The following is a 24,243-nucleotide window of genomic DNA, read 5'->3' as shown; positions in this document are numbered from 1 at the left end:
CAAGCTCTATCCCAGTGCCGACGCGGCGCTGAGGGGCATCGTGCGCGACGGCCAGTTGCTGGCCGTCGGCGGCTTCGGCCTGTGCGGCATTCCCGAGGCGCTGATCGACGCGCTGCGCGACTCGGGCGCGAAGAACCTCACCGTGGTCTCGAACAACGCCGGCGTCGACGGCTTGGGGCTGGGCAAGCTGCTCGAGACGCGGCAGATCAGCAAGATGATCTCGAGCTACGTCGGCGAGAACAAGGAGTTCGAGCGCCAGTACCTGGCCGGCGAACTCGCGCTGGAGTTCACGCCGCAGGGCACGCTGGCCGAGAAGCTGCGCGCCGGCGGTGCCGGTATTCCCGCGTTCTTCACGCGCACCGGGGTCGGCACGATGGTCGCCGAGGGCAAGGAGACGCGCGAGTTCGACGGCAAGACCTACGTGATGGAGCACGCGCTGGTGCCCGACGTGTCGCTGGGCAAGGCCTGGAAGGCCGACGAGAGCGGCAACCTCGTGTTCCGCCGCACCGCGCGCAACTTCAACCCGGCGGTGATCATGGCCGGGCGGATCAGCGTCGTCGAGGTCGAGGAGATCGTGCCCACCGGCACGTTCGACCCCGACGCGGTCCACCTGCCGGGCATCTACGTGCACCGCCTGGTGCTCAACGCCCATCCCGAGAAGCGCATCGAGAAGCGCACCACCCGGCAGAACCCCAAAGGCTGAGGAGCACAGACCATGCCCTGGACCCACGACGAGATGGCCGCGCGCGCGGCCAAGGAACTGCAGGACGGCTTCTACGTCAACCTCGGCATCGGCCTGCCGACGCTGGTGGCCAACTTCGTCGACCCGAACATCGAGGTCTGGCTGCAGAGCGAGAACGGCATGCTGGGCATCGGCCCGTTCCCCGACGACAGCGAGGTCGACCCCGACCTGATCAACGCCGGCAAGCAGACGGTGACGACGATCCCCGGCAGCAGCATCTTCGGCAGCCACGACAGCTTCGCGATGATCCGCGGCGGCAAGATCAACCTGAGCATCCTCGGCGCGATGCAGGTCAGCGCCAAGGGGGATCTGGCGAACTGGATGATCCCCGGCAAGATGGTCAAGGGCATGGGCGGCGCGATGGATCTGGTCGCCGGCGTGCGCAGCGTGGTGGTGCTGATGGAGCACGTCGCGAGGAAGAAGGACGGCACGTTCGACCTGAAGATCCTGCCGCAGTGCACGCTGCCGCTGACCGGCGTCGGTGTGGTCGACCGCATCATCACCGACTTGGCGGTGATCGACGTGACGCCGCACGGCCTGAAGGTCGTCGAGATGGCGCCGGGCGTCACCCGCGACGAGCTGCAGAGCAAGACCGGCGTGCCGCTGCAGTGACGTCGGCGCGAAGCCGCTCGCGGCCGCGGCTCAGCGCCCGGCGAGCGCGCGCGCGACTTCGCCGACCAGCGCCGGCCCCTGGTAGATGAGCCCGGTGTAGAGCTGCACCAGGTCGGCGCCGGCGTCGAGCTTGGCGCGTGCGTCGGCGCCGCTCATCACGCCGCCCACGCCGACGATCGGGAACGCGGCGCCGAGCCGCTCGCGCAGGCGGCGGATCACGCGGTTGCTCGGCTCGAACACCGGCCGCCCCGACAGCCCGCCGGCTTCGTCGGCGTGCGGCAGGCCCTGCACCGCGTCGCGGGCGACGGTGGTGTTGGTCGCGATCACGCCGTCGACGCCGTGGCGCTTCGACGTGGCGGCGATCAGGTCGACTTGCGCGTCGTCGAGGTCGGGGGCGATCTTCAGGAACATCGGCACGCGCCGGCGGTGCTCGCGCTCGAGTTCGCCGCGGCGCGACTGCAGCGCCGCGAGCAGCGCGTCGAGCGCCTCGTCGCTCTGCAGCGTGCGCAGGTTCTTCGTGTTCGGGCTCGACACGTTGACCGTGACGTAGTCGGCGTGCGGGTACACGCCGGCCAGGCCGATCAGGTAGTCGTCCACGGCGCGCTCGATCGGCGTGGCCGCGTTCTTGCCGATGTTCAAGCCGACGATGCCGCCCGCAGTGCGGAAGCGTTTCGCGCGTTTCACGTGGGCGACGAAGGCGGCCAGCCCGTCGTTGTTGAAGCCCAGCCGGTTGATCAGCGCGCCGGCCTGCGGCAGCCGGAACATGCGCGGCTTCGGGTTGCCCGGCTGCGGCTTCGGCGTGACCGTGCCGACCTCGATGAAGCCGAACCCCATCGCACCGAGCCCGTCGATGCAGCGACCGTTCTTGTCCAGGCCCGCGGCGAGGCCGACGCGGTTCGGGAAGCGCAGGCCCGCCACGGTCACCGGGTCGTCGATGCGCGGCTGCGCCCAGGCGCACTGCGCCGGCGTGTTCTGCAGCATCGCGATCGCGTCGAGCGTCAGGTCGTGCGCCCGCTCCGCGTCGAGGCCGAACAGGAACGGGCGGGCGAGGGCGTAGGGGACGAGCGACATAATGGATCGATTGTCCCGCAGCCCTCGACCGCTCGCCGCCATGCCGCTGACCCAGGACGAACTCAAGGCCCTCGTCGGCCGCGCCGCGCTCGACCACGTGCCCGGCGGAGCGATCATCGGCGTGGGCACCGGCTCGACGGTCAACCGCTTCATCGACGCGCTGGCCACCGTCAAGGACCGCATCGCCGGCGCGGTGTCGAGCTCGCAGGCCAGCACCGAGCGGCTGCACCGCCACGGCATCGCCGTCTACGAGACGACGCAGGTCGAGCGCGTGCCGGTGTACGTCGACGGCGCCGACGAGATCGACCGCCGCGGCCACATGATCAAGGGCGGCGGCGCCGCGCTGACGCGCGAGAAGATCGTCGCCGACCTCGCCGAACGCTTCGTGTGCATCGCCGACGAGAGCAAGCTCGTCGACGTGCTCGGGCGCTACCCGCTGCCGGTCGAGGTGATCGCGATGGCCGCGCCGCAGATCGCGCGCCGCTTCGCCGAGCAGGGCGGCACCGCGACGCTGCGCCGCAACGGCGAGGGCGCGGCGGTGCTCACCGACAACGGGCATCCGATCCTCGACGTGCGCGGCCTGGTGATCGCCGAGCCGCGGCGGCTCGAGGACGAGATCAACCAGTGGCCCGGCGTCGTGACCTGCGGCATCTTCGCGCGCCACCGCGCGTCGGTGTGCCTGCTCGGCACCTCCGAGGGCGTGCGCACGCTGGTGTTCTGACCGGCCGCACCCGAGTGCAGGCGCACTCGACGGTCCCGCGACCGGATCCGCGGTGGGGCTGCGCGCCGCGAGCCGCCGTCGAGGCCACGTGCCGGTACCGCCGGCGGGACGTGAGCACGGGCACCTGAACGAGCCGCCGGCAGCGCACGTCGCGCGCCGGCAGGCGGCGATCCGAAGGTGGTGACGGGCACGGCCGAGCATGCCCACGCGCGGCGGCATCGGGCCGCGATGCGATGCGCGCACGCTCTGCGACCCGCGGTGTCGTGCGGCGCTCGAGGGCGAAGCGGTGCGAGGCTCGGCGTGCTACCTTTCGGCGACCCGGGTCGACCGCGCCGCACGCTGGCTGGACTCGCGGTGCCCCGCGCGCATCCATTCGGTGAACCGGCGATGAAGCTGCTCGACACGCTCCAGGACGAACACGCGCTGATCGATCGGGTGCTCGGCTCGTTTCGCGCGTACGTCGCCGGCCTCGCCGACGGGACTGCAGATCCGGACGACGGCCGCCGGTTCGCCGCGTTCTTCACCGAGTTCGCCGGCCACTTCCATCACGATCGCGAGGAGCATGTGCTGTTCCGCGCGCTGGTGACGCAAGCGCAGCTGCCGGCCGACCGCGGACCCGTCTACGCCCTCGGGCGCGAGCACGCCGAATTGGCGACGTGGCTGCGCGAGATGGCGCCGCTTCTCGACCACGGACCGCAGTCCGGGCACGACCATGACCGGCTTCGGACGCTGGCGACACGCTACTCGCGCGCGCTCTGGCGTCACATCGACGCGGAGAACTCGGTGCTGTACCCGCAGGCCGAGGAGCGGCTTCGCCGCTGCGCGGTGCGCGAACTGCCGGATCGGCCGATCAGCGAGGCAGAGGCGGCCGCGCGCGACGGTGCCGCGGCGCTGCTGGTGCGCTACCCGCCGATCGAGGACGAGGTGCTCGTGCGCGGCGACGGCTGTTTCCTGTGTCGGGCCCACGGCGAAACCTGCGACGGACTCGAGGCCGAGTGGTGGTCCGAGCTCGAGTGGGAAGAGTTCCGCCACAGGGACGCCATCGACTGATCGTTGCGGCGATGGGCGTCTCGACCGCGCTCGGCAGCGACCCCCGGGTGAGTCCCCAGTCGGCCCTGCAGAACCGCTGCGACCCGCATGAACACTCGCTCTGCGCGGTGAATGCCGATGGTGCGAACTTCCGGCAACGAATCCCATGGGTCGCAGTTTCCGGGAGTTCCGGGACTGCTGGCGATGGCCACGAAGGCGCCGGCGTTCGGCGCATCGGCCTGGCCCTGCGGCGCCGGGGCGTGCGCGGCGCTCCTCAGCTCGTCGGCCGGCACTCGACCACGAACGCCGCGTTGCGGTACAGGTCGATCGTCAGCCGGACCCGCTGGCCGGCGGCGGCGCGGTCGAAGTCGACCCCCTGCGTGCTGCGAGTGAGGGTCCACGCGCGGCCGTCCTCGTCTTCGACGCAGGCGAGCCCGAGCGGGCGGATCTGCCGGACGGTGGCCGAGGCGCCGAGTGTGGGTGTCCGCGCGGGCGCGGACCGGTGACCGGTGTGCATGTCCTCTCCGGCGGCCCAGAGGACGAGGATGGCGACCCAGACAAGCGCCGCCCTTGCCCGGCCACCATCGTGCAGGGCCCGCAGCGGCTCGCCAAGCATGGGCGAGTGCGCCTGGGGGTTTACCCTTGACTGGCGTATGCTGCGCGTCCGGAGAAGCGCCACCATGCCTGCGATGTCCCTGACCGACCCGACGCCGGCGCCCCGCGTGCTCGACGGCGAACTGTGGCTGGCCGCCCAGCGCGATGCGGTGCGCGCGGCCGTGTCACCTGCCTTCGACGCCTGCCGCGCCACCTACGCGACCGTGGTCGCCTGCGGACTCGCCCCTCGCTCGCTGCTCGCCTGGCGCGACGTCGAGGCGGCGCTCGACGCGGCCGAGCGCTGGGCCCTCGGGCCGTTCGCGCGCGGGGTGTGGATGTCGTAGGACGTCGCACCGTCCAGGCTCCGGCGATCCCCCAGCGGGCCGGCCGTCATGATGCGGTCAAAGGCCGATGCGATGCTCCGCGCAAACGGCGAGGGGAGCGCCGGCGCCGCCCGTGGCCCGGTCATCCGATGCCGTGCGTCACCGGATCCCCGCCCCCATGTCCGCCGCACTCCCCTGGAGCCTGGAGGAGTGCCGCGCGCTGATCGGCGAGTGGCGCACGCTGCGCGCGACGATGGTCGGCCTGGCGCAGCGTCACCCCGAGCGGATCGCGGCGGCCGACCCGAGCCACGCCGCGAGCGCACTCAACCTGATGCACTACCTCGCGATGCGGCGCGTCGACGTCCGTGCGCTCCAGGCGCGGTTGACGATACTGGGGCTGTCCTCGCTCGGCCGCTCGGAGCCGCATGTGCTGGCCAGCGTCGACAAGGTGCTGGGGCTGCTGCACGCGATCGCCGGCCTGCCCTGGCGCGCGCTGCACGACGACGAACCGGTGGGGGTGCGGCGCGGCTCGGCGCTTCTCGAGCGCAACGCCGAGGCGCTGTTCGGTCCGTCGCCCGAGGGCCGGCGCGTGCGCATCATGGTCACGCTGCCGTCGGAGGCGGCGACCGAGCCCGCGCGGGCCGTGTCGCTGGTCGCGGCCGGCATGGACATCGCGCGCATCAACTGCGCCCACGACGACGCGGCAGCCTGGCAGGCGATGGCCGCGCATGTGCGCGCGGCGGCCGTCGCCGCCGGCCGGCCGGTGCGCGTGCTGACGGACCTGGGTGGTCCCAAGCTGCGCACCGGGCCGATCGAACCCGGGCCGGCCATCCTCAAGCTGCAGCCGCGGCGCGACCTGCGCGGCGTGGTCGTCGAACCGGCGCGCCTGGGTGTGTATCCGGCGGGCGCAAGGCGCGAAGTGCCGGGCGCCGACGCCGCGGTCGGGGTCGACGCCGACTGGCTCGCCGGGTTGCAGGACGGCGACATCGTCGACTGCGTCGACACCCGTTCGGCCCGACGCCGGTTCACGGTGACGTCGCGGGCGGACGGCGCCGCCTTGCTCGAGACGCGCAAGACGGTGTATCTGGGCGCGCAGACCCAGCTGCAGCAGCGCCGGCGCGAGCACAACGGGCCGATCACCCACCCTTCTGACCTGCCCGAGCCGCCGGCGCGCATCCGCCTGCAGCGCGGCGACCGGCTGCGCCTGACCGAGGACGGCGTCGGCCGCGCGGCCGGCGGCGAGCGCCAGCCGGCGTAGGTGCCGATCACGCCGCCCGTGGCCCTGCACGCGCTGCGCAAGGGGCAGGCGGTGTGGTTCGACGACGGCCGCATCGGTGCCGTCGTCGGCGGACACCGCGGCGCCGCGGTCGATCTGCGGATCACTTCGGCGCGCTCCGGCGGGGACTGGCTGGCCGGCGACAAGGGCATCAACCTGCCCGAGACCACGCTCGAGCTGCCGGCGCTGACCGCGATGGACGAGGCCGGCCTCGAGACCGTGGTGCGGATCGCCGACCTCGTCGGGCTGTCCTTCGTGCAGTCGGCCCGCGACGTGCGCCAGCTGCGCGAGCGCCTGGCCGCGCTCGGCGCCGGCGCGATGGGCATCGTGCTCAAGATCGAGACCCGGCGCGGCTTCGAGAACCTGCCCGAGATCCTGTTCGCCGCGCTCGAGGCGCCGGCCGCGGGCGTGATGATCGCGCGCGGCGACCTGGCCGTCGAGTGCGGCTGGGAGCGCCTGGCCGAAGTGCAGGAAGAGATCCTGTGGGCCTGCGAGGCCGCGCACGTGCCGGTGGTCTGGGCCACGCAGGTGCTCGAGACGCTGGCCAAGACCGGCCGCCCGTCGCGCGCCGAGATCACCGACGCGGCGATGGGCGGGCGCGCCGAGTGCGTGATGCTCAACAAGGGACCGTACATCGAGGACGCGATCCGCGCCTTGGACGACATCGTGCGCCGCATGCAGACGCACCAGGCGAAGAAGCGGCCACTGCTGAGGGCGCTGAGGTCCTGGTGAGCGCGCGGCCGGCACGACCGGTGTCGTTCACCGTCCGCCGCGCCCGGTCGCCGGGATCCGACCGTCACGCATCCCGCCTATGCCGAGCGACAGGTTCTTCGGCGAGGAGCAGCCATGGCGCACTACCGGATCGCGAACGCCCTCAGCCAGAGCATCACGCTGGTCGATGGCGTCGGCCGGCGCCACCGTGCCCGTGCGCTGCGCGACACACCGACCGAAGGCACGGTCTGCCACGGGCCGCGGCCGGTGTGCGGCTTCGCGATCCTCTCCGACGCCTCGGGCCGACGCCTGCGCCGCGTGATCTTCGAGCAGATCGACGGCGGCCACGACGGACTGCCGGATCCGCCGCCGGCGCCATTGCGTCGGCGGCGCGGCCCGTCAGCGCCCGATCACTCCGGCTGGGTTGCCATGAAGCAGCCGGTCGCCGGCGACTCCATGGGCCGATTCCCGACGGCGTCGGACCCGCAACGTGCATCCGCTCGACTGCAACTTCGCGACATGCCGCGCAGCGTGTTCGAGCCGACTCGCCGGGCCGGGCGGGCGCACCGGCTCGGCGCCGGTGTCGCGCGACTGCCACGGGACCGCACATCAGCGGGCGACGGCGAAGCGTGCCGGGTCCAGCGCGTCGACGAGGCGGGCTTCGAGCGGGAACGGGTCGCCCGTGGCCCACGACGCGATCAGCGCCCCGGCGAGCGGGGCCCAGGTGATGCCGCGCGAGCCGAAGGCGGTGCAGACGAACAGGCCGTCGGCGCGCGCCACGTCGCGCACGCGCGTGGCGCGGGCGCCGGGCGCAGGCACGGCACCGATCACCGGCAGGCGATCGGGCGCGGCCAGGCGCCAGCCGACACGGCCGTCGAGCGCGGCCGGGTCCAGCGCCGGCGCGGCACCGACGAGGCGCTGCAGTCGCCGCAGGTTGTAGGCGTGGTCGGCGGCGCGCGGCGTGGCGTCGGGGTCGTCGGCGGCGCGCGTCGCGCCGCACAGCGTGCGGCCGTCGGGCAGCGGCAGCACGTAGCCGTCGCCGGCCAGCGGCACGGCAGGGCGCCGCAGCGACGGCGCGTGCCGCGGCAGCAGCGTGACCTGGCCGCGGCTGCTGCGCAGCGGCCACGCCGCATCGTCGAGCAGGCGCAGCGCGTCGGCGGCGTTCGCCAGCACCACGGTGGCGGTCGTGGCGAGCACGCGGCCGCCGGCGTCGAGCACCTGCCAGCGATCGCGGTCGCGGCGCAGCGCCTGCACCGCCGCGCCACCGCGCCAGGCGATGCGCGGGTGCGCGAGCCAGCGCGCGACCAGCGACGCCGGCGCGAGCCAGCCGCCGCCCGGCAGCCACCACCAGGGGCCGTGCAACGCCACGCCGGCGAGGTCGCTCGCCGCGGCGCCGTCGAGCACCTGCGCGTAGGCGGGAGGCAGCCCCTGGCGCTCGAGTCGCTCGCGCATCGCCGCCGCCGTGAGGGCGCCGGCGCGCTGCAACAGGCCGGCGGCCGCGCCGGTGACGACGCCGTCGCGCAGCCACGGCGCGTAGACGCGTGCCGCCTCCAGCGCCGCCGCGCGCAGCACGCGCGCGTGCGGCGTGTCGTCGGCGGCCACGTTGCCGTGAAACAGGCCCCCCGCGTTGCCCGAAGTCTCGGCGGCGGGGCTCGGGTGGCGGTCGAACACCGTCACCTGCCAGCCGGCGGCGGCCAGTGCATCGGCCGCCGCCGCGCCGGCCAGGCCGGCACCGACGACGACCGCTTCGCCCGGGGCCTCGCGTGCGGGAGTCCGCGAGCGCCGGGGCACGAAGGCGGGCGCGTAACGCGCCACCGTCATTTCGCGCTTGCCGGCGAAGCCGGGTGCGCGCTCGACGGCGAAGCCGGCGCTGGCCAGCGCATCGCGCACCTCGCGCGCGGCGCTCCACGTCGCCGCCGTCGCGCCCGGCGCGGCGCGGCCGGCCAGCGCACGCAGCACGCGGCGGTCCCACATGGCCGGGTTGCGGTCGGGTGCGAAGCCGTCGAGGAAGAACGCGTCGGCTTCGACGACGAGCTGCGGCAGCCAAGCGGCGACGTCGCCGAAGGCCAGCCGCAGCATCACGCGAGCGCCGTCGAACGCCAGCGTGTGCAGGTCGGGCGTGAGCGGCGGCCACGCGGCGACGAGTTCGCGTGACAGCGCCGGCAGCGGCGACGCGGCGTGCGCGCGCCGCAGGTCGGCGCGCGCCGGCGGGTGCTTGTCGATCGAGACGAACCACAGGCGCTCGCAGCGCGCGTCGTCGTCGCGCCACGCGGCCCAGGTGGCGAGGAAGTTGTGCCCCAGCCCGAACCCGGTCTCGAGCACGACGAAACGTGCGCGGCGCTGCCAGCGCTGCGGCAGCGCGTTGCCGCCGAGGAACACGTGGCGTGCCTGCGCCAGCGCGCCGACGCGCGCGTGGTAGACGTCGCCGAAGTCGGGCGCATGCGGCGTGCCGTCGTCGCCGAACGCGATGCGCGCCGGCGTGATCGGCGCGAACCTCATGCGCGCGGCGCGTCGGCACGCCGGCGCAGCCACGCGAGCAGCGTGTCGCGCACGCCCGCGAGGCCGCGGTACGCGAGCACCGCGTCGCTCATGCTCGCGATCGCGTCGTGCAGTGCCGCGGCCCGGGCCGGCGCGTCGATCGCCTGCGCGAGCGGCAGCACCTGCACGCGGATCGTGAACACCGCCTGCCGCAGCGCCGGCAGCGGGATGAAGGTCTGGCGCTCGGTGCGCCACCAGGCCTGCGAGGCGATCGTCGCCGCGCCGGTGGTCACCGGCCAGGAGTCGACGCGCGCCGGGTGCGCATGCAGCCGCGGGTGCGGCGTGACCGTCCAGACGAAACGCTCCCAGCGCTCGGGGCCGGTCACCAGCCGCAGCAGGTGCGCGCCGGCGGCGAGCAGGCGTTCGTTGTCGGCCACCGGCGCGTGCACCTCGGCGAAGGGGCGACCGACCTTGGCCTCGGGGGCCCATTGCGACGGCAGCGCGACGGCGAGCCACGGGATCGTGCCCCGCTCGCCGTCGACCACGGCGAAGTCCTCCTCGAACGCCAGCGCGAGCAGGCCCGCCAGGCGCCAGCCGGCAGGCAGCGCGCGCAGGCAGCGCGCCACCTCGTCGCCTTGGCCGAAGGCGCCGGCGCTCTCGTGAGCGACGCCGCCGGCGGCGTCGACGGCGACGCCGAGCGCACGCGCACGGACACCGTCCCACGCCAAGTGCCGCGGGTGCTCGGTGGCGGCGTGCGCGGCCAGTGCGTGCAGCGCCGGCATCGGGTCGAAGCGTGGGTCGGCCACCAGCGCCTGCGGCGCGAACGCGCCGAGCACCGCCAGCTTCTCGCGCTGGTGGCGCGCACCCGGCCGCGCCGGCGTCAGCTGCGCCGCGCCGGCGTGCAGTCGCCGCAGCCCCGGCTGCATGCGAAACGGCGCGACGACCGCGTGGTCGAAGTCGAAGCTCACGTGCACATCATGCCCAGAAACGGCGACGGGCACCCGAAGGTGCCCGCGCGGAGGGGGGTCGCGGCGTCAGACGCGCTTGCGGTACTCGTGCGTGCGCGTGTCGATCTCGATGCGGTCGCCGCTCTCGACGAACAGCGGCACCGCGATCTCGAAGCCGGTGCCCTTCAGCCGCGCCGGCTTCAGCACCTTGCCCGAGGTGTCGCCCTTGACGGCCGGCTCGGTCTCGATCTCGCGCACCACGGTGGTCGGCATCTCGACCGAGATGGCCTTGCCGTCGTAGAAGGTCACCTCGACCGGCATGCCGTCCTCGAGGTACTGGATCGCGTCGCCCATGTTCTCGGCCTCGACCTCGTACTGGTTGTACTCGGTGTCCATGAACACGTACATCGGGTCGGCGAAGTAGGAGTAGGTGCACTCCTTCTTGTCGAGGATGATCTGGTCCATCTTGTCGTCGGCCTTGAAGACGACTTCGGCACCCGCCCCGTTGAGCAGGTTCTTCATCTTCATGCGCACCGTGGCGGCGCCGCGGCCGCCGCGGCTGTATTCGGTCTTCAGCACGACCATCGGGTCCTTGCCCTGCATGATGACGTTGCCGGCACGGATTTCCTGAGCGAGTTTCATGACGAGGAGGTGGCGTGGGGAGGGCGGGCGCCGGCCGCTGCGGACGTTGCCTGGAGCGTGCGCCGCGCCCGGGGAGCCGGGGGGGGCGCTCAGGCGGGGCGGCCCGCCGGTCTGCGCGAAGTCGGCGATTCTACCCCGGCGCCGGGCCAGTGCCGGCCGGCGCGGGCGCGCATCGCCGGTGCTCGACCCAGGCGAGCAGCTGGGTGCACAGGTCGGGCTGCGCGAGCAGGCGGTCGCGCCAGCGACGGCAGCTGGCGCCCCAGCCCTCGAACGACGGCGCGGGGACGCCGGCGCCGTCGTCGAGCGCGTTCCACGCGCGCCACCAGTCGCGCAGCGCCGGCGGCGAGGCAGCCTGCGCGCCGAAGCTGTCGACGAACGCGTCGAGCTTGGCCGCGTGCGCGCCGTCGTGCTGCGGGTACAGCTGCCAGACGAACGGGGTGCCGGCCCACATCGCGCGCACCGCCGAGTCCTCGCCGCGCACCAGGTTCAGGTCGCAGCTCCACAGCAGGTGGTCGTAGTCGACCTGCGTGAGCCACGGCAGCGGCTGCGTGCGCACGCCCGGCGGCGGCGGGTGGCGCGCGGCCAGCGCCTGCGCGGCGCCGGGCGTCAGCAGCACCAGCGCCGCCTGCCGCTCGAGCGCGCGCCACAGCAGCGGCAGCGGCGCGTGCGGGTAGCAGAACAGGCTGACCAGTGCCTCGCCCGGCCGCGGCGCGATGCCGCGAGCGGCGAGCCACGCGCCGCGGTCGAACGCGGCGCGGCGCGCCATCAGGTCGTGTTCGCGCAGCAGGCCACCGGTTCGCGGCGTGAAGCCCGGATAGAAGAAGTGCTTGACCAGACCACGCCCCGGCCCCGCGAGCTGCGGCGACGGCAGGCCGTGGCAGCGCTCGACCCAGGCCTCGGCGCTGAGGTACTCGAGGTTGAGCCAGGTCGGCGGCGTCGTGCGCCGCGCCATGCGCGCGACGAATGCCGCGGGCGGGTCGCAGCCGAAGGCCTCGATGACCACGTCGCCCGGCGTGGCGCCGGCGCTGTCGTTCCACGGGTGCACGTCGACGCCGGCGGCGCCGGCCGGCGCCATCCAGGCCAGCGCCGACGCGTCGTCGGCCCACAGCCGCACCGGCCGGCCGCGCGAGGCCAGGTCGGCGGCGAGTCGCCAGCACACGCCGATGTCGCCGAAGTTGTCGACCACGCGGCAGAACAGGTCCCAGTGCGGCGCGTGCATCGGCCGATTATCGAAGCGACGACAATGCGGCGGCGATGGACGACACGGCCGACAGCGACACCGAGGCCCGCGCCGGCACGGCACGCACGGCCGCGCGCGACCGGTTGCTCGGCGAAGTCGCGAAGCTGCCGCACCTGCCGGGCGTGTACCGGTTCTTCGACGCCGCCGGCGCGGTGCTCTACGTCGGCAAGGCGCGCAACCTGAAGAAGCGCGTCGGCAGCTACTTCCACAAGGACCACGGCGGCACGCGCATCGGGCACATGGTGTCGAAGATCGCGCGCCTGGAGACGACCGTGGTGCGCAGCGAGGCCGAGGCGCTGCTGCTCGAGAACAACCTGATCAAGGCGCTCGACCCGCGGTTCAACATCCTGTTCCGCGACGACAAGAGCTACCCGTACCTGAAGATCACCGGCGCGAAGCCGGCTGACGCCGCCGACGCGCCGCCAGCGCAGCGATTCCCGCGCGTGGCCTACTACCGCGGCGCGGTCGATCGCCGGCACCGCTACTTCGGCCCGTACCCGAACGCATGGGCGGTGAAGGAGTCGATCCAGTTGCTGCAGAAGGTGTTCCGCCTGCGCACCTGCGAGGACACCGTGTTCGCCAACCGCTCGCGGCCGTGCCTGCTGTACCAGATCCGCCGCTGCTCGGCGCCCTGCGTCGGTTTCGTCTCGCCGGGCGACTACGCGCGCGACGTCGCCGCCGCCGAACGCTTCCTGCTCGGGCAGACGCAGGAGGTGCTCGACGAGCTGCAGTCGCGCATGATGGCGCACGCCGAGGTGCTCGAGTTCGAGCAGGCGGCCGAGCTGCGCAACCAGATCGGCGCGCTGTCGCGCGTGCTGCACCAGCAGGCGGTCGAGGCGAGCAGCCTGAGCGCCGCGGACAAGGACGTCGACGTGCTGGCCGTCGTCGTGCGCGGCGGGCGCGCCTGCGTGAACCTGGCGATGGTGCGCGGCGGACGCCACCTCGGCGACCGCGCCTACTTCCCGACCCATGTCGACGACGCCGCCGCGTTCGGCGACGACGAGGCCGGACGCATCGCCTCGCCCGAAGCGCTGGTGCTCGACGCCTTCGTCGCGCAGCACTACCTGGGGCAGCCGGTGCCGCCGTCGCTGGTCACCAGCCACGCGGTCGACAAGGCCCTGGTCGATGCGCTGGGCGCGCAGGCCGGCGTGAAGGTCGTCGCGCAGCACCAGCCGCGCGAGCAGCGGCGGATCTGGCTCGAGATGGCGGCCAAGGGCGCCGACATCGCGCTGGCGCGGCTGCTGTCCGAAGAAGGTTCGCAGCGCGAGCGCACGCGCGCGCTGGCCGACGCGCTGGCGCTCGACGTGCCCGACCTCGACGCGCTGCGCATCGAGTGCTTCGACGTCAGCCACACCGCCGGCGAGGCGACGCAGGCCAGCTGCGTCGTCTACCAGCAGCACCAGATGCAGCCGGCGCAGTACCGCCGCTACAACGTCGAGGGCATCGCCGGCGGCGACGACTACGCGGCGATGCGCCAGGTGCTGACGCGTCGCTACGCCAAGCTCGCCGAGGGCGTGGCCGCCGGCAGCGCGGCGATGCCCGACGTCGTGCTGATCGACGGCGGCAAGGGTCAGGTGGCGGTGGCGCGCGAGGTGTTCGAGGAGCTCGGCCTGGACCTGTCGCTGATCGTCGGTGTCGAGAAGGGCGAGGGACGCAAGGTGGGCCTCGAGGAGCTGGTGTTCGCCGACGGCCGCCACAAGGTCTGGCTCGGCGCCGACTCGGCGGCGCTGATGCTGGTGGCGCAGATCCGCGACGAGGCGCACCGCTTCGCGATCACCGGCATGCGCGCGAAGCGCGCGCGCGTGCGCACCGGCGCGAGCCGGCTCGAGGACATCGCCGGCGTCGGGCCGAAGAAGCGCGCGCGCCTGCTGCAGCGCTTCGGCGGCGTGCGCGGCGTGGCCGGCGCGAGCGTAGACGACCTGGCCAGCGTCGACGGCATCTCGAAGGAACTGGCCGAGGAGATCTACCGTGCGTTGCACTGATGCGCCGTCACCGCGCCGGCCCGTGCACGGCGCCCGCCGCACGCGCGCGCTGGCCTGCCTCGCCGCGCTGGTGCTGGCCGGTTGCGCGCCGACGCGCCCGCCGCTGCCGACCGCGCCGCCGCTGCCGCAGCGGCCGGCGCCGCCGTCGGTGGCGCCGCCTTCGCTGCCGGCGCCGGCGCGTGCGCGACACTGGGACGAGTACAGGTGGAACGCCGCGCAGCGGCTGGTGGCGGCGAACCCGACGCTGACCTACGGCGGTGCGGTGCCCGACCCGCTGCTGGCGATTCCCGTGCTCGAGGTCGAGCTGAACGCCGATGGCAGCGTGCGCCGCATCAAGGTGCTGCGCGAGCCGCGCCAGGCCAAGGACACGGTGCAGCTGGCGATCGACGCGGTGCGGCGCGCGGCGCCGTTCGGCGAGGTGGCGCACCTGCCGCGGCCGTGGAGCTTCGTCGAAGTGTTCCTGTTCGACGACGACCGCCGCTTCAAGCCGCGCACGCTCGACCGATGACGCACGCCGTCGCACCGCCGTCCGGCAGAATGGGCCCGCCATGTTCCTCACCCTGCCGACGCTGCTGACCTGGGCGCGCATCGTCGCGATCCCGCTGATCGTCGGCGTGTTCTACCTGCCGTTCGACCGCGCGACGTGCAACCTGATCGCGACGGTGATGTTCGTCGTGTTCGCGCTCACCGACTGGCTCGACGGCTGGCTGGCGCGGCGGCTGAATCAGACCTCGTCGTTCGGCGCCTTCCTCGACCCGGTGGCCGACAAGTTCCTCGTCTGCGCGTCGCTGCTGGTGCTGGTCGATCTCGACCGCGTCGACGTGTTCGTTGCGCTGATCATCATCGGACGCGAGATCGCGATCTCGGCGCTGCGCGAGTGGATGGCGCAGATCGGCGCGAGCCGCAGCGTCGCGGTGCACATGCTGGGCAAGCTCAAGACCGCGGCGCAGATGACGGCGATCCCGTTCCTGCTGTACGACGGCGCCGTGCTGCGCGTGGTCGACACGCGGCTGTGGGGCACGGCGCTGATCTGGATCGCCGCGGTGCTCACGGTGTGGTCGATGGCCTACTACCTGCGCAAGGCGCTGCCCGAGATCCGCGCCAAGGTCCGGTGAACGGCTCGCCGAGCGACGCCGTGCTGCTGCGCGCGATGCCGGCGGTGTTCGTGCTGATCTGGAGCACCGGCTTCGTCGTCGCGCGCTACGGCATGCCGCACGCGCCGCCGCTGTCGTTCCTCGCGTGGCGCTACGCGCTGTCGGTGGGCGCGTTCGCGGTGTGGATCGCGTGGGCGAAGCCGGCGTGGCCGCGCGAGCCGGCACAGTGGCTGCACCTGGGCGTCACCGGCGCGCTGATGCACGCCGGCTACCTCGGCGGCGTGTGGGCCGCGGTGAAGGCCGGCATTCCGGCCGGCACGGTGTCGCTGATCGTCGGGCTGCAACCGGTGCTGACCGCGCTGTGGGTGTCGCTGACGCTGGGTGGCGCCGCTCACGAGCACCGCGTCAGCGCGCGGCAGTGGCTGGGGCTGGGGCTGGGGCTCGCCGGGCTGGTGCTGGTGGTCGGGCGCAAGTTCGGCCTCGGCGAGGTCACGCCGCCGAACCTCGCGCTGTCGCTGCTGGCGCTGGCGTCGATCACCGCCGGCACGCTGTACCAGAAGCGTTTCGTCGCGCCGTGCGACGTGCGCACCGCGAACACGATCCAGCTCGTCGCCGCGTTCGTCGTGACGGCGCCGCTGGCCCTGCTCGAGGCCGAGCCGGTGGTGCCGCACCCCGAGCTGATCGGCGCGATGGCCTGGTCGGTGCTCGTGCTCACGCTCGGTGGCAGCTCGCTGCTGTACCTGCTGATCCAGCGCGGCGCGGCCACGCGTGTCGCGAGCCTGATGTACCTGGTGCCGCCGTGCACCGCGCTGCTGGCGTGGTGGCTGTTCGACGAGGCGCTGGGCCTGCCGGTGCTGGCCGGCATCGCATTGACCGCGGTCGGCGTCGCGCTGGTGGTGCGCGAGCCGGTCGCCCGAAGGGAGAAGTCCGCATGAGCACGCACCGCATCGCCGTGATCGCCGGCGACGGCATCGGCCAGGAGGTGGTGCCCGAGGGGCTGCGCGTGCTCGACGCGGCGGCGCGGCGCTTCGGCATCGCGCTGCAGCTCGAGCACTTCGACTTCGCGAGCTGCGCCTGGTACGCCAAGCACGGGCAGATGATGCCCGACGACTGGAAGGACCGGCTCGCGGGCTTCGACGCGATCTTCTTCGGCGCCGTCGGCTGGCCGGCCAGCGTGCCCGACCACGTGTCGCTGTGGGGTTCGCTGCTGAAGATGCGCCGCGAGTTCGACCTCTACGTCAACCTGCGGCCGGCGCGACTGATGCCGGGCATCCGCTCGCCGCTGGTCGACCGGCACGGCCAGCCGCTCGCGCCCGGCGACATCGACATGCTGATCGTGCGCGAGAACACCGAGGGCGAGTACTCGAGCGTCGGCGGGCGCATGTACGAGGGCACCGAGCGCGAGATCGTGATCCAGGAGACGGTGATGTCGCGCGTCGGCGTCGACCGCGTGCTGCAGTACGCCTTCGACGAGGCGATGAAGCGACCGCGGCGCAAGCTGGCCTCGGCGACGAAGAGCAACGGCATCGCGATCACGATGCCGTACTGGGACGAGCGCGTCGACGCGATGGCGCGGCGCTATCCGCAGGTCAGCGTCGAGCGCTACCACATCGACATCCTCACCGCGCACTTCGTGCAGCGGCCGCAGCAGTTCGACGTGGTGGTGGCCAGCAACCTGTTCGGCGACATCCTGTCGGATCTCGGCCCGGCGTGCACCGGCACGATCGGCATCGCGCCGTCGGCGAACATCAATCCGACGCGGAGGTGGCCGAGCCTGTTCGAGCCGGTGCACGGATCGGCGCCCGACATCGCGGGGCGCGGCATCGCGAACCCGATCGGCCAGATCTGGACCGCCGCGCTGATGCTCGACTTCCTCGGTCACCGCGACGCGCACGACGCGATCGTGCGCGCCATCGAGCGCGTGCTCGACCCCGCCAGCGGTGCGCCGCGCACGCCCGACATCGGCGGCAGCGCGCGCACCGCCGACGTCGGCCACGCGGTCGAACAGGCGCTTTAACGTGCAGCGCTGCACGCATCGCCGCGGCGGGCGCACAGGGAGTTCCCGCAGCGCGCCCGACCCGCGTTCGCGCGGGCTGGTGCGCGCTTAGAATCCGCGTCCCGCGCTTGACACCGTTCGGCGCAGCGGACTGTAATCGTCGCCTCGGTCCCGGGGCGGCCACTGTGGCCGCCGCACCCGTCGCGATGCCAGCAACGAGAGACCTTCTGAGGGGGCAACTTCGTGAACAAGGCTGAACTGATCGATCACATCGCCAAGCAGGCTGACATCTCGAAGGCCGCGGCGACGCGAGCGCTGGAAGCGGTGATCGGCGGCGTGAAGGGGACGCTGAAGAAGGGCAACTCGGTGTCGCTGGTCGGCTTCGGCACGTTCTCGGTGACCAAGCGCGCCGCGCGCAGCGGCCGCAACCCCCGCACCGGCGCGACGATCAAGATCAAGGCGGCGAAGGTGCCGAAGTTCCGCCCGGGCAAGGCGCTGAAGGACGCTATAAAGTAGCTTTCGCTTGCGGCGTGCCGCGGGGGCGCGTCTGCTCGACACCGGCGACACCGGGCGCGCGTCGGTGGCCGGCAGTCGGCTGCACCGCCGGAGCGGGTGCGGCGATCGCGGCCCACCGAAGTGGCGCGCGAGGGCGCAGCGGGTGCTTAGCTCAGTCGGTAGAGCGGCGCCCTTACAAGGCGTAGGTCGGCGGTTCGAGCCCGTCAGCACCCACCATCTGCACGCGCCGTCGCGCGCCGGGCCGCCGCCGCTGGCCGCGTGCCGCGTGGCGGCTAGAATGAAGCATCGTCGATGCCCGCGCAACGGCATCGAGGCACGCGCCGCCGGGCCGCGCGCGCACGTCGTCGAGGCGAACTCCGGTTCGCCTTTCACGTCTCTGGCAGGGCATGCCGTGTCCGCCGCCGAGGTCGTCCATGTTCGAGTTCATCCGTTCCCACACCCGCCTGCTGCTGTTCGTGCTGGTGATCCTGATCATCCCGTCGTTCGTGTTCTTCGGGGTGCAGGGCTACACCCAGTTCAACGACCCGTCCAACCGCACGGTGGCCACCGTCGGCGGGCGCAAGATCACGCAGGCCGAGTGGGACGCCGCGCACCAGCGCCGCGCCGAGCAGTTGCGCCGCCAGATGCCCGGGCTCGACCCGCGGCTGCTCGACAGCGCGCAGCTCAAGCAGGAGACGCTCGACGGCCTGATCCGCGACGAGGTGCTGCGCCGCACCGCCGAGCAGCTGCACCTGGTGACCACCGACGAGCGGTTGCAGCGCAGCTTCGTCAACGATCCGCAGCTGGCGTTCCTGCGCCAGGCCGACGGGCGCATCAACCGCGACCTGCTGTCCGCGCAGGGCATGAGCGTCGAGCAGTTCGAGAGCAGGCTGCGCTACGACCTGACGCTGCAGCAGGTGGTCGACGGCGTCGCCGCGACGCCGACGCCGGCGGCGCAGGCCGCTCGGCTGGCGCTCGACGCGCTGCTCGAGCGTCGCGAGGTGCAGGTGCAGACCTTCGCCGCCGACGACTACGTGGCGCGCGTGAACCCCAGCGACGACGATCTGGCCGCGTACTACAACGACCCGGCCCACCAGGAGCGCTTCCGTGCCCCCGAGCAGGCGCAGATCGAGTACGTGGTGCTCGACGTGCAGACGCTGGCGCGCGACCTGACCGTCGCCGAGGAGGACCTGCGCCGCTACTACGAGGAGAACGCCGCGCGCTACACGCAGGCCGAGCAGCGCCGTGCCAGCCACATCCTCGTCAAGGCCGACCGCGACGCCGGTGCCGACGCGCGTGCGAAGGCCAAGGCCAAGGCCGAGACGATCCTCGCCGAGGTGCGTGCCAACCCCGCGCGGTTTGCCGAGATCGCGCGCACGCAGTCCGACGACCCGGGGTCGGCAGCCGCCGGCGGTGACCTCGACTTCTTCGGCCGCGGCGCGATGGTCAAGCCGTTCGAGGACGCGGTCTACGCGATGAAACCGGGCGAGATCAGCCCGGTGGTCGAGACCGACTTCGGCTACCACGTGATCCGCCTCGAAGCGGTGCGCGGCGGCGAACGCCGCCCGTTCGACAGCGTACGCGCCGAGATCGCCGATGAGGTGCGCCGCCAACTCGCCCAGCGCAGGTACGCCGAGGTGGCGGAGCAGTTCAGCAACACCGTCTACGAGCAGCCCGACACGCTGCAGCCGGTCATCGACAAGCTCGGCCTGCAGCGCCAGACCGCCACCGTGCAGCGCACCCCGGCACCCGGCGCGACCGGGCCGCTGGCCTCGGCGTCGCTGCTCGAGGCGGTGTTCGCCGCCGAGTCGCTGCGCACCAAGCGCAACACCGACGCCATCGAAACGGGTCCGAGCCAGCTGGTCGCCGCGCGCGTGCTGCAGCACGAACCGCAGCGCCTGCGCCCGCTCGACGAGGTGCGCGCGCAGGTGCGCGAGCGCGTCGTGGCGCAGCAGGCCGCTGCGCTGGCGCGCAAGGAGGGCGAGGCGCGCGTCGAGGCGCTCAAGGGCGGGAGCACCGCCGGGCTGCCGGCCCCGGTCACGGTCTCGCGCGACGACCCGCGCGGGCAGGCGCGCGAGGTCGTCGACGCGGTGCTGCGCGCCGACACCAAGTCGCTGCCGGCGGTGATGGGCGTCGACCTGGGCACGCAGGGCTACGCGGTGGTGCGGCTGGTCTCGGTGCAACCGCCTGCGGCCGACGCGCCGCAGCGCGCGCAGTTGCAGCCGCGCTATGCGCAGGCCTGGGCCGCGGCCGAGGCGCAGGCGTACTACGAGGCGCTCAAGCGCCGGCAGAAGGTCGACGTGAAGGCGGCCGCCGACGCGGCGTCGGCACCGGCGCGCTGAGCACCCGGCGCGACGCCCGGGCGTCTATAATCTCGCGCTCTGCGGTGGCTGTAGCTCAGTTGGTAGAGTCCCAGATTGTGATTCTGGTCGTCGTGGGTTCGAGTCCCATCAGCCACCCCATCCCAGCGTTTCATCAGGTCCCATGCCGGACCGAACTTCCCGCCAAATCAACGACTTAGCCGGTCGCTTGAGTCAGGAAGGTTCCTGCCGTCCCACGGCAGCGCAGCGCAAGTAGGGGAACATGTAGGGGAACAAATGGCGTTCGTCATGCCATTTGGAGCTTTGTTCCCCTATGCTCACCGACAAGCAGTGCAAGAACGCGATCTGCCCAGAGGGCAAAGCCCGCGCACGGGCGACCGATTCAGGTGGTCTCTACCTCGAAGTTGCCGGCGCCGGGTCCAAGCGCTGGTTCTGGAAGTACTACTTCGACGGAAAAGAGAAGCGCCTCTCCTTGGGTTGCTACCCTGAGGTCAGCCTCAAGGATGCTCGGGCCGCTCGAGACGATGCGCGGAAGCAACACCAATCAGGCATCGACCCGGTGCTCGCAAGGCAGGTCGACCGTCTCAGTTCCCGGTTCGACGCCAACGCCAGCTTCGAGGTGACCGCGCGCGAGTTCCACGCGACCAAGAAGGTCGGCTGGAGCGATCACTACGCCAAGCGCTGGATGGAGCGCCTCGAGAAGGACATCTTTCCCTGGCTGGGCAAGCTTCCGCTGTCCCAGATCGGCGCACCGATGCTGCTGCAGACGCTGCGGCGGGTCGAGGCACGTGGCACGCGCGAACTACCTCACTCCCTGCTGGAAGCCTGCGGGCAGGTGTTTCGATACGGCGTGGCCACCGGACGTTGTGAGCGCAGTCCCGCGTCCGATCTGCGCGGCGCACTGAAGCCGGTGCTGACCAGGCACGTCTCGGCGATCGTCGAGCCCGATCAGGTCGGCGACTTGATGCGCGCGATCGACGGCTACCACGGTCACCCCGTCACCCGGGCGGCACTGCTTCTGTCGGCGCTGCTCTTCCAGCGGCCAGGGAACATCCGGCAGATGGAGTGGGCTGAACTGGATCTCGAGGGAAGGATGTGGGCGATACCCTCCGCCAAGATGAAGCGGACAAAGCGGGAGAAGATCAACGGAAGACCGCATCTGGTTCCGCTCGCCAGCCAGGCTGTGGACGCTCTGAAGGACCTGATGCCGCTGACCGGCCGAGGGCGATACGTGTTTCCGTCCCTGATCAGTGCCAAGCGGCCGATGAGTGAGAACACGGTGCGTGTTGCCCTGCGCCGGTTGGGCTTCGACAACGAGACGATGACTCCCCATGGATTCCGGGCGATGGCCCGTACCGTGATGGTGGAGCGACTCAACGTGGCGCCGGACGTGATCGAGGCCCAGCTGGCACATGGGAAGTCCGGCCCGCTGGGCGCTGCCTACGACAGGGCGGAGTTCATCGAGCAGCGGCGCGACATGATGAAGGCTTGGGCGGACTACTTGGACGAACTCAGGCAGAGGCACCCAGCAGAGCGCCCAGCGCAAGCCGCATAGGGTCCATAGCGCATCGTGTAGGGAGGGGGCTTCGCGGACGAAGCCATGGCCCAAGATGCCCGTACTCGTTGGCAGCGACGAACCGTTTGTATCCGCGCCACTCCAGAGAATGTCCGACACTTCGATGGCTAACAGCTTTGGTGGCGCTCATGCGACTGGTCCTGTTTGCTGCAGTTGTCGCTCTCGGCGCGGTGGTCGGCGTGATCGCCGCGGCGGGCGATGACACCTCTACGAAGGTGACGATGGCGTTCGTCGGAGTTCTCTTCGCGCTGCCCGTGGCGGCCTTTCTGGCTCGTCGACGTGAGGGGGCTGAGCGCCGTCAGTTGACCGACGAGCCAATCGACACGTCAGGATCGACATCCCCACGATCGTTGTCGGCCAACTATTGGCGCGACCGCGGTCATCCGCCCTTCATGAAGCCTTCCGATGGCGATCCGGACAAGCACATGTTCGATCCCGATCGGCTGTCCTGACTACTTCCGCTTCAGGAGGTCCTTGACTGCATCAACTGCGCTCTCGGCCGTGGTCGCGGCATCTTTGCCAACCTGCTTGGCGGATTGCTTCAGCAAGGACCTACGCGGCACGAGGGTGCCGTCTTCGGCTCGGTCGGCTTCGATGTTTCGACCGAGCTGATCTGCCTGCGCTCCAGCGCGTTGCCGAAGCGCCGTCGCCTCAGTTCGCATTTGATCTCGGCGGAGCTCCGGCGACTCGGCGGGTGCAGTTGGTGGCGATGGATTCCCGCGAGTTCTCCTGACGGCGGCATCAGAGTCTTTGCGCATGCCGGGTACGTCGACCGTCGAGTCCACGATTGCCGACTGGCGAAGATGCTCGGGAGGGAGTGACCCGAACGTCACTGGTACGCCAGTCCCATCCGTGAATGTTCGATTCGGCCCGAGGGCTCGACGTGCGAGTTCGGCTTCGAAGAGAGCTTGCGCCGCCGCACTGGTGCCGCCGTACTGCTCAGCGTAGCGGGTGAACATGGCGAGGTTATGTGGATCCTGGGCCAGGTCAATGGAGATGACTTCGCCCCTCTCAAGCGCAGTGGCCAGCCGTTCGGAGTAGCTGGTTCTTTGCGCCAGCGCAGCTTCAGCACGGGTGGTCCGGGTGGCAGATGAATTGATGCGTGACGCGATCTCCGTGGCTTCACGTGCGTCGGCCGCAACCGCAGTAGAGAAGCTCGAATCTCTGGACACCCGATCGCCGAACTGCTTGAACTCGCTGAGTTGCTCGCTGGTCATGCTGCCGAGCACCTTCTGCTCCTGCGCTGTCAGGCCCGACAAGTAGCTCTTGTCTGCTGTGGCATTGAGCTTTCCGCCAGCGACTGCGGTGCTCAGTCCCAGGTGTGCGGCTGCGCCGAAGGCAATGTTTGCAACTTGCGACTGAGACATGCCAGTGCTGTCGGCGACGCTCCGCGTGATCTGGTCCAGCCGATTCAGCGTCTGCCCCAACTGCTCGAAGCTGCTGGATGTCGACCCCGTGCTGCTTCGCGATGACTTCAGCTTTGCCAAGCCCTTGGTGAATGCCTCTGACAGCACCGCCGAACGTTCGGTGCTGGCGGCGACCGCCTCGCTTCGGGCTGCGTCGACCTGGCGGCTGGCGTCCTGGACATCCTGCTCGCTCACGCGCATCGAGACGACCCGGGACGCGTAGCCCTGGTTGCGCAGCAGGCTGACGGCGGTCCGGCCGGTCAGCATGTTCGACGAGAAGGTGTTGCCGCTGATGTCGTTCTGCCAGTTGCTCATGAACGCGGACGTCCGGTTCGGCGCGAGCCGGATCTGGTCCATCGAGACATTGCCCATGCTCAGGTTGCCGGCGGCGGCACCCGCCGTGGCCCCGGCCACCATCGACTGCAGGCCCGAGAGACCGCCCACCAGCGCGGTGCCGAAGGTCTCCATCCGCTTGAGCGCCGCCCAGGCGATGAAGGGGATGCTGATGGCCAGGTAGCCGACCACGGCCTCGCCGGAAATCGCCCGCGAGTAGATCGTCGATGCCGTCTGCAGCGACAGGGCCTTGGCGCCGCTGCCGAGGTCAGCCGCCGCCGCGAGGTCGTAGGCGGCGTAGATCGATGCCATGTAGTTGAGCACGGCATACAGCGGCGGCCAGAGCTGGATCCAGATCAGCACCGCGGCGTAGCCCTTGAAGGCCAGCATGGTCTCGCGCCCGCTGGTCAGCAGCATCAGCAGGACGAGAAGGGGGAACAGCGCGTAGGTGATGGCCTCGATCACGTTGCGGAACACCGGCAGCGCCTGCTCGGCGACCTTGCCGGCGTTCAGCCAGGCCGCGTTCTGCTGCGCCACGGACTGCGCCCGCCCGACGGCCAGCACCATGGCCGCCGGGTCGTTCACCTTCTGACCGATGATGTTGCTGGTGTCGTTGATCGCATTCAGCACCGCGTTCTGGCGGATCAGGTCGGC

Annotated in this window: 24 protein-coding genes and 2 tRNA genes; 18 read left to right on the top strand and 8 right to left on the bottom strand. The window is 71.8% G+C overall.

The features are described 5' to 3' along the window. Together PKC53_RS16080 and PKC53_RS16075 are read left to right on the top strand one after the other, a co-directional pair. The coding region (locus PKC53_RS16080; protein WP_324430416.1) for a CoA transferase subunit A at positions 1-703 on the top strand (703 nt) is incomplete at its 5' end. A gap of 12 nt (positions 704-715) precedes the next feature. After that, entirely contained in the window at positions 716-1,354 is a 639-nt protein-coding gene (locus PKC53_RS16075) for a 3-oxoacid CoA-transferase subunit B (RefSeq protein WP_324430414.1), read from the top strand. 30 nt (positions 1,355-1,384) lie between these two features. On the opposite strand, the gene PKC53_RS16070 is transcribed toward PKC53_RS16075, so the two are convergent. Further along, positions 1,385-2,425: a quinone-dependent dihydroorotate dehydrogenase gene (locus PKC53_RS16070; RefSeq protein WP_324430412.1), complete on the bottom strand. Its 1,041-nt coding sequence runs from the start codon at positions 2,423-2,425 to the stop codon at positions 1,385-1,387. 46 nt (positions 2,426-2,471) lie between these two features. On the opposite strand from PKC53_RS16070, the gene rpiA reads away from it, so the two are divergent. Both rpiA and PKC53_RS16060 read left to right on the top strand, forming a co-directional pair. Next, positions 2,472-3,146, top strand: coding sequence for a ribose-5-phosphate isomerase RpiA (rpiA, locus tag PKC53_RS16065; RefSeq protein ID WP_324430420.1), 675 nt, complete (start codon positions 2,472-2,474; stop codon positions 3,144-3,146). 387 nt (positions 3,147-3,533) lie between these two features. Then, entirely contained in the window at positions 3,534-4,196 is a 663-nt protein-coding gene (locus tag PKC53_RS16060; RefSeq protein WP_324430410.1) for a hemerythrin domain-containing protein, read from the top strand. Positions 4,197-4,449: 253 nt separating this feature from the next. Here PKC53_RS16060 and PKC53_RS16055 read toward each other — a convergent pair whose 3' ends face one another. Then, the gene (locus PKC53_RS16055) at positions 4,450-4,791 is read right to left on the bottom strand and encodes a hypothetical protein (RefSeq protein WP_324430408.1); all 342 of its coding nucleotides are present in this window, start codon (positions 4,789-4,791) and stop codon (positions 4,450-4,452) included. Positions 4,792-4,855: 64 nt separating this feature from the next. Between PKC53_RS16055 and PKC53_RS16050 the strand changes: the two genes are divergently transcribed. From PKC53_RS16050 to PKC53_RS16040, 3 genes are all read left to right on the top strand, one after another. Next, a complete protein-coding gene (locus PKC53_RS16050; RefSeq protein ID WP_324430406.1) occupies positions 4,856-5,113 on the top strand; it encodes a hypothetical protein in 258 nt (85 codons plus the stop codon). Positions 5,114-5,270: 157 nt separating this feature from the next. Further along, on the top strand, positions 5,271-6,350 hold the full coding sequence (locus PKC53_RS16045; protein WP_324430404.1) for a pyruvate kinase: 1,080 nt from the start codon (positions 5,271-5,273) through the stop codon (positions 6,348-6,350). A gap of 18 nt (positions 6,351-6,368) precedes the next feature. Further along, positions 6,369-7,100, top strand: coding sequence for a pyruvate kinase (locus tag PKC53_RS16040; protein ID WP_324430402.1), 732 nt, complete (start codon positions 6,369-6,371; stop codon positions 7,098-7,100). A gap of 27 nt (positions 7,101-7,127) precedes the next feature. Here the strand turns inward: PKC53_RS16040 and PKC53_RS16035 are convergent, their stop codons facing one another. From PKC53_RS16035 to earP, 5 genes are all read right to left on the bottom strand, one after another. After that, on the bottom strand, positions 7,128-7,427 hold the full coding sequence (locus PKC53_RS16035) for a hypothetical protein (RefSeq protein WP_324430400.1): 300 nt from the start codon (positions 7,425-7,427) through the stop codon (positions 7,128-7,130). A gap of 261 nt (positions 7,428-7,688) precedes the next feature. Continuing rightward, entirely contained in the window at positions 7,689-9,578 is a 1,890-nt protein-coding gene (mnmC, locus tag PKC53_RS16030; RefSeq protein WP_324430399.1) for a bifunctional tRNA (5-methylaminomethyl-2-thiouridine)(34)-methyltransferase MnmD/FAD-dependent 5-carboxymethylaminomethyl-2-thiouridine(34) oxidoreductase MnmC, read from the bottom strand. Next, the gene (locus PKC53_RS16025) at positions 9,575-10,525 is read right to left on the bottom strand and encodes a heme-dependent oxidative N-demethylase subunit alpha family protein (RefSeq protein WP_324430397.1); all 951 of its coding nucleotides are present in this window, start codon (positions 10,523-10,525) and stop codon (positions 9,575-9,577) included. The genes mnmC and PKC53_RS16025 overlap by 4 nt, the downstream gene beginning before the upstream one ends. 66 nt (positions 10,526-10,591) lie before the next feature. Continuing rightward, entirely contained in the window at positions 10,592-11,146 is a 555-nt protein-coding gene (efp, locus tag PKC53_RS16020; protein WP_324430395.1) for an elongation factor P, read from the bottom strand. Between the two features lie 130 nt (positions 11,147-11,276). Then, positions 11,277-12,365 carry an elongation factor P maturation arginine rhamnosyltransferase EarP gene (gene earP / locus PKC53_RS16015; RefSeq protein WP_324430393.1) on the bottom strand — a complete coding sequence of 363 codons (1,089 nt, stop codon included), beginning with the start codon at positions 12,363-12,365 and terminating at the stop codon, positions 11,277-11,279. Positions 12,366-12,400: 35 nt separating this feature from the next. Here earP and uvrC point away from each other — a divergent pair, with 35 nt between their 5' ends. The 11 genes from uvrC (at position 12,401) to PKC53_RS15960 (ending at position 22,302) form a co-directional block, all read left to right on the top strand. After that, positions 12,401-14,368 (top strand): excinuclease ABC subunit UvrC, encoded by a 1,968-nt coding sequence (gene uvrC / locus PKC53_RS16010; RefSeq protein ID WP_324430391.1) that lies wholly within the window; start codon positions 12,401-12,403, stop codon positions 14,366-14,368. Between the two features lie 22 nt (positions 14,369-14,390). Then, a complete protein-coding gene (locus PKC53_RS16005; RefSeq protein WP_324430388.1) occupies positions 14,391-14,876 on the top strand; it encodes a hypothetical protein in 486 nt (161 codons plus the stop codon). Between the two features lie 40 nt (positions 14,877-14,916). Further along, positions 14,917-15,483 (top strand): CDP-diacylglycerol--glycerol-3-phosphate 3-phosphatidyltransferase, encoded by a 567-nt coding sequence (gene pgsA / locus PKC53_RS16000; protein ID WP_324430386.1) that lies wholly within the window; start codon positions 14,917-14,919, stop codon positions 15,481-15,483. 35 nt (positions 15,484-15,518) lie between these two features. Beyond that, positions 15,519-16,397 carry a DMT family transporter gene (locus tag PKC53_RS15995; protein WP_324430418.1) on the top strand — a complete coding sequence of 293 codons (879 nt, stop codon included), beginning with the start codon at positions 15,519-15,521 and terminating at the stop codon, positions 16,395-16,397. Next, entirely contained in the window at positions 16,394-17,479 is a 1,086-nt protein-coding gene (locus PKC53_RS15990) for a tartrate dehydrogenase (RefSeq protein ID WP_324430384.1), read from the top strand. Before PKC53_RS15995 ends, PKC53_RS15990 begins: the two co-directional genes overlap by 4 nt. 222 nt (positions 17,480-17,701) lie before the next feature. After that, positions 17,702-17,974, top strand: coding sequence for an HU family DNA-binding protein (locus tag PKC53_RS15985; RefSeq protein ID WP_324430382.1), 273 nt, complete (start codon positions 17,702-17,704; stop codon positions 17,972-17,974). A gap of 140 nt (positions 17,975-18,114) precedes the next feature. Then, positions 18,115-18,190 (top strand) — tRNA-Val (locus tag PKC53_RS15980). 197 nt (positions 18,191-18,387) lie between these two features. After that, entirely contained in the window at positions 18,388-20,295 is a 1,908-nt protein-coding gene (locus PKC53_RS15975) for a SurA N-terminal domain-containing protein (protein WP_324430380.1), read from the top strand. 44 nt (positions 20,296-20,339) lie between these two features. Continuing rightward, positions 20,340-20,415 (top strand) — tRNA-His (locus tag PKC53_RS15970). A 172-nt stretch (positions 20,416-20,587) separates the two neighbouring features. Continuing rightward, entirely contained in the window at positions 20,588-21,829 is a 1,242-nt protein-coding gene (locus PKC53_RS15965; protein ID WP_324430378.1) for an integrase arm-type DNA-binding domain-containing protein, read from the top strand. Positions 21,830-21,978: 149 nt separating this feature from the next. Then, the gene (locus tag PKC53_RS15960) at positions 21,979-22,302 is read left to right on the top strand and encodes a hypothetical protein (RefSeq protein WP_324430376.1); all 324 of its coding nucleotides are present in this window, start codon (positions 21,979-21,981) and stop codon (positions 22,300-22,302) included. Here the strand turns inward: PKC53_RS15960 and PKC53_RS15955 are convergent. Then, positions 22,303-24,243, bottom strand: a 1,941-nt coding sequence (locus PKC53_RS15955) for a conjugal transfer protein TraG N-terminal domain-containing protein (protein WP_324430374.1), incomplete at its 5' end; no start/stop codon positions are given.

The organism is Azohydromonas sp. (genome assembly GCF_035325925.1).
Classification (GTDB): domain Bacteria; phylum Pseudomonadota; class Gammaproteobacteria; order Burkholderiales; family Burkholderiaceae_C; genus Calidifontimicrobium.
This window is presented reverse-complemented; position numbering and strand designations above follow the sequence as displayed.

Coding starts and splice junctions, on each gene's coding strand:
- PKC53_RS15975 (WP_324430380.1), top strand. CDS start 18,388: ATGTTCGAGTTCATCCGTTCCCACACCCGCCTGCTGCTGTTCGTGCTG.
- PKC53_RS16070 (WP_324430412.1), bottom strand. CDS start 2,425: ATGTCGCTCGTCCCCTACGCCCTCGCCCGCCCGTTCCTGTTCGGCCTC.
- uvrC (WP_324430391.1), top strand. CDS start 12,401: ATGGACGACACGGCCGACAGCGACACCGAGGCCCGCGCCGGCACGGCA.
- pgsA (WP_324430386.1), top strand. CDS start 14,917: ATGTTCCTCACCCTGCCGACGCTGCTGACCTGGGCGCGCATCGTCGCG.
- efp (WP_324430395.1), bottom strand. CDS start 11,146: ATGAAACTCGCTCAGGAAATCCGTGCCGGCAACGTCATCATGCAGGGC.
- PKC53_RS15965 (WP_324430378.1), top strand. CDS start 20,588: ATGCTCACCGACAAGCAGTGCAAGAACGCGATCTGCCCAGAGGGCAAA.
- PKC53_RS16050 (WP_324430406.1), top strand. CDS start 4,856: ATGCCTGCGATGTCCCTGACCGACCCGACGCCGGCGCCCCGCGTGCTC.
- mnmC (WP_324430399.1), bottom strand. CDS start 9,578: ATGAGGTTCGCGCCGATCACGCCGGCGCGCATCGCGTTCGGCGACGAC.
- PKC53_RS16055 (WP_324430408.1), bottom strand. CDS start 4,791: ATGCTTGGCGAGCCGCTGCGGGCCCTGCACGATGGTGGCCGGGCAAGG.
- PKC53_RS15990 (WP_324430384.1), top strand. CDS start 16,394: ATGAGCACGCACCGCATCGCCGTGATCGCCGGCGACGGCATCGGCCAG.
- PKC53_RS15960 (WP_324430376.1), top strand. CDS start 21,979: ATGCGACTGGTCCTGTTTGCTGCAGTTGTCGCTCTCGGCGCGGTGGTC.
- earP (WP_324430393.1), bottom strand. CDS start 12,365: ATGCACGCGCCGCACTGGGACCTGTTCTGCCGCGTGGTCGACAACTTC.
- PKC53_RS15995 (WP_324430418.1), top strand. CDS start 15,519: ATGCCGGCGGTGTTCGTGCTGATCTGGAGCACCGGCTTCGTCGTCGCG.
- PKC53_RS16060 (WP_324430410.1), top strand. CDS start 3,534: ATGAAGCTGCTCGACACGCTCCAGGACGAACACGCGCTGATCGATCGG.
- PKC53_RS16075 (WP_324430414.1), top strand. CDS start 716: ATGCCCTGGACCCACGACGAGATGGCCGCGCGCGCGGCCAAGGAACTG.
- PKC53_RS16045 (WP_324430404.1), top strand. CDS start 5,271: ATGTCCGCCGCACTCCCCTGGAGCCTGGAGGAGTGCCGCGCGCTGATC.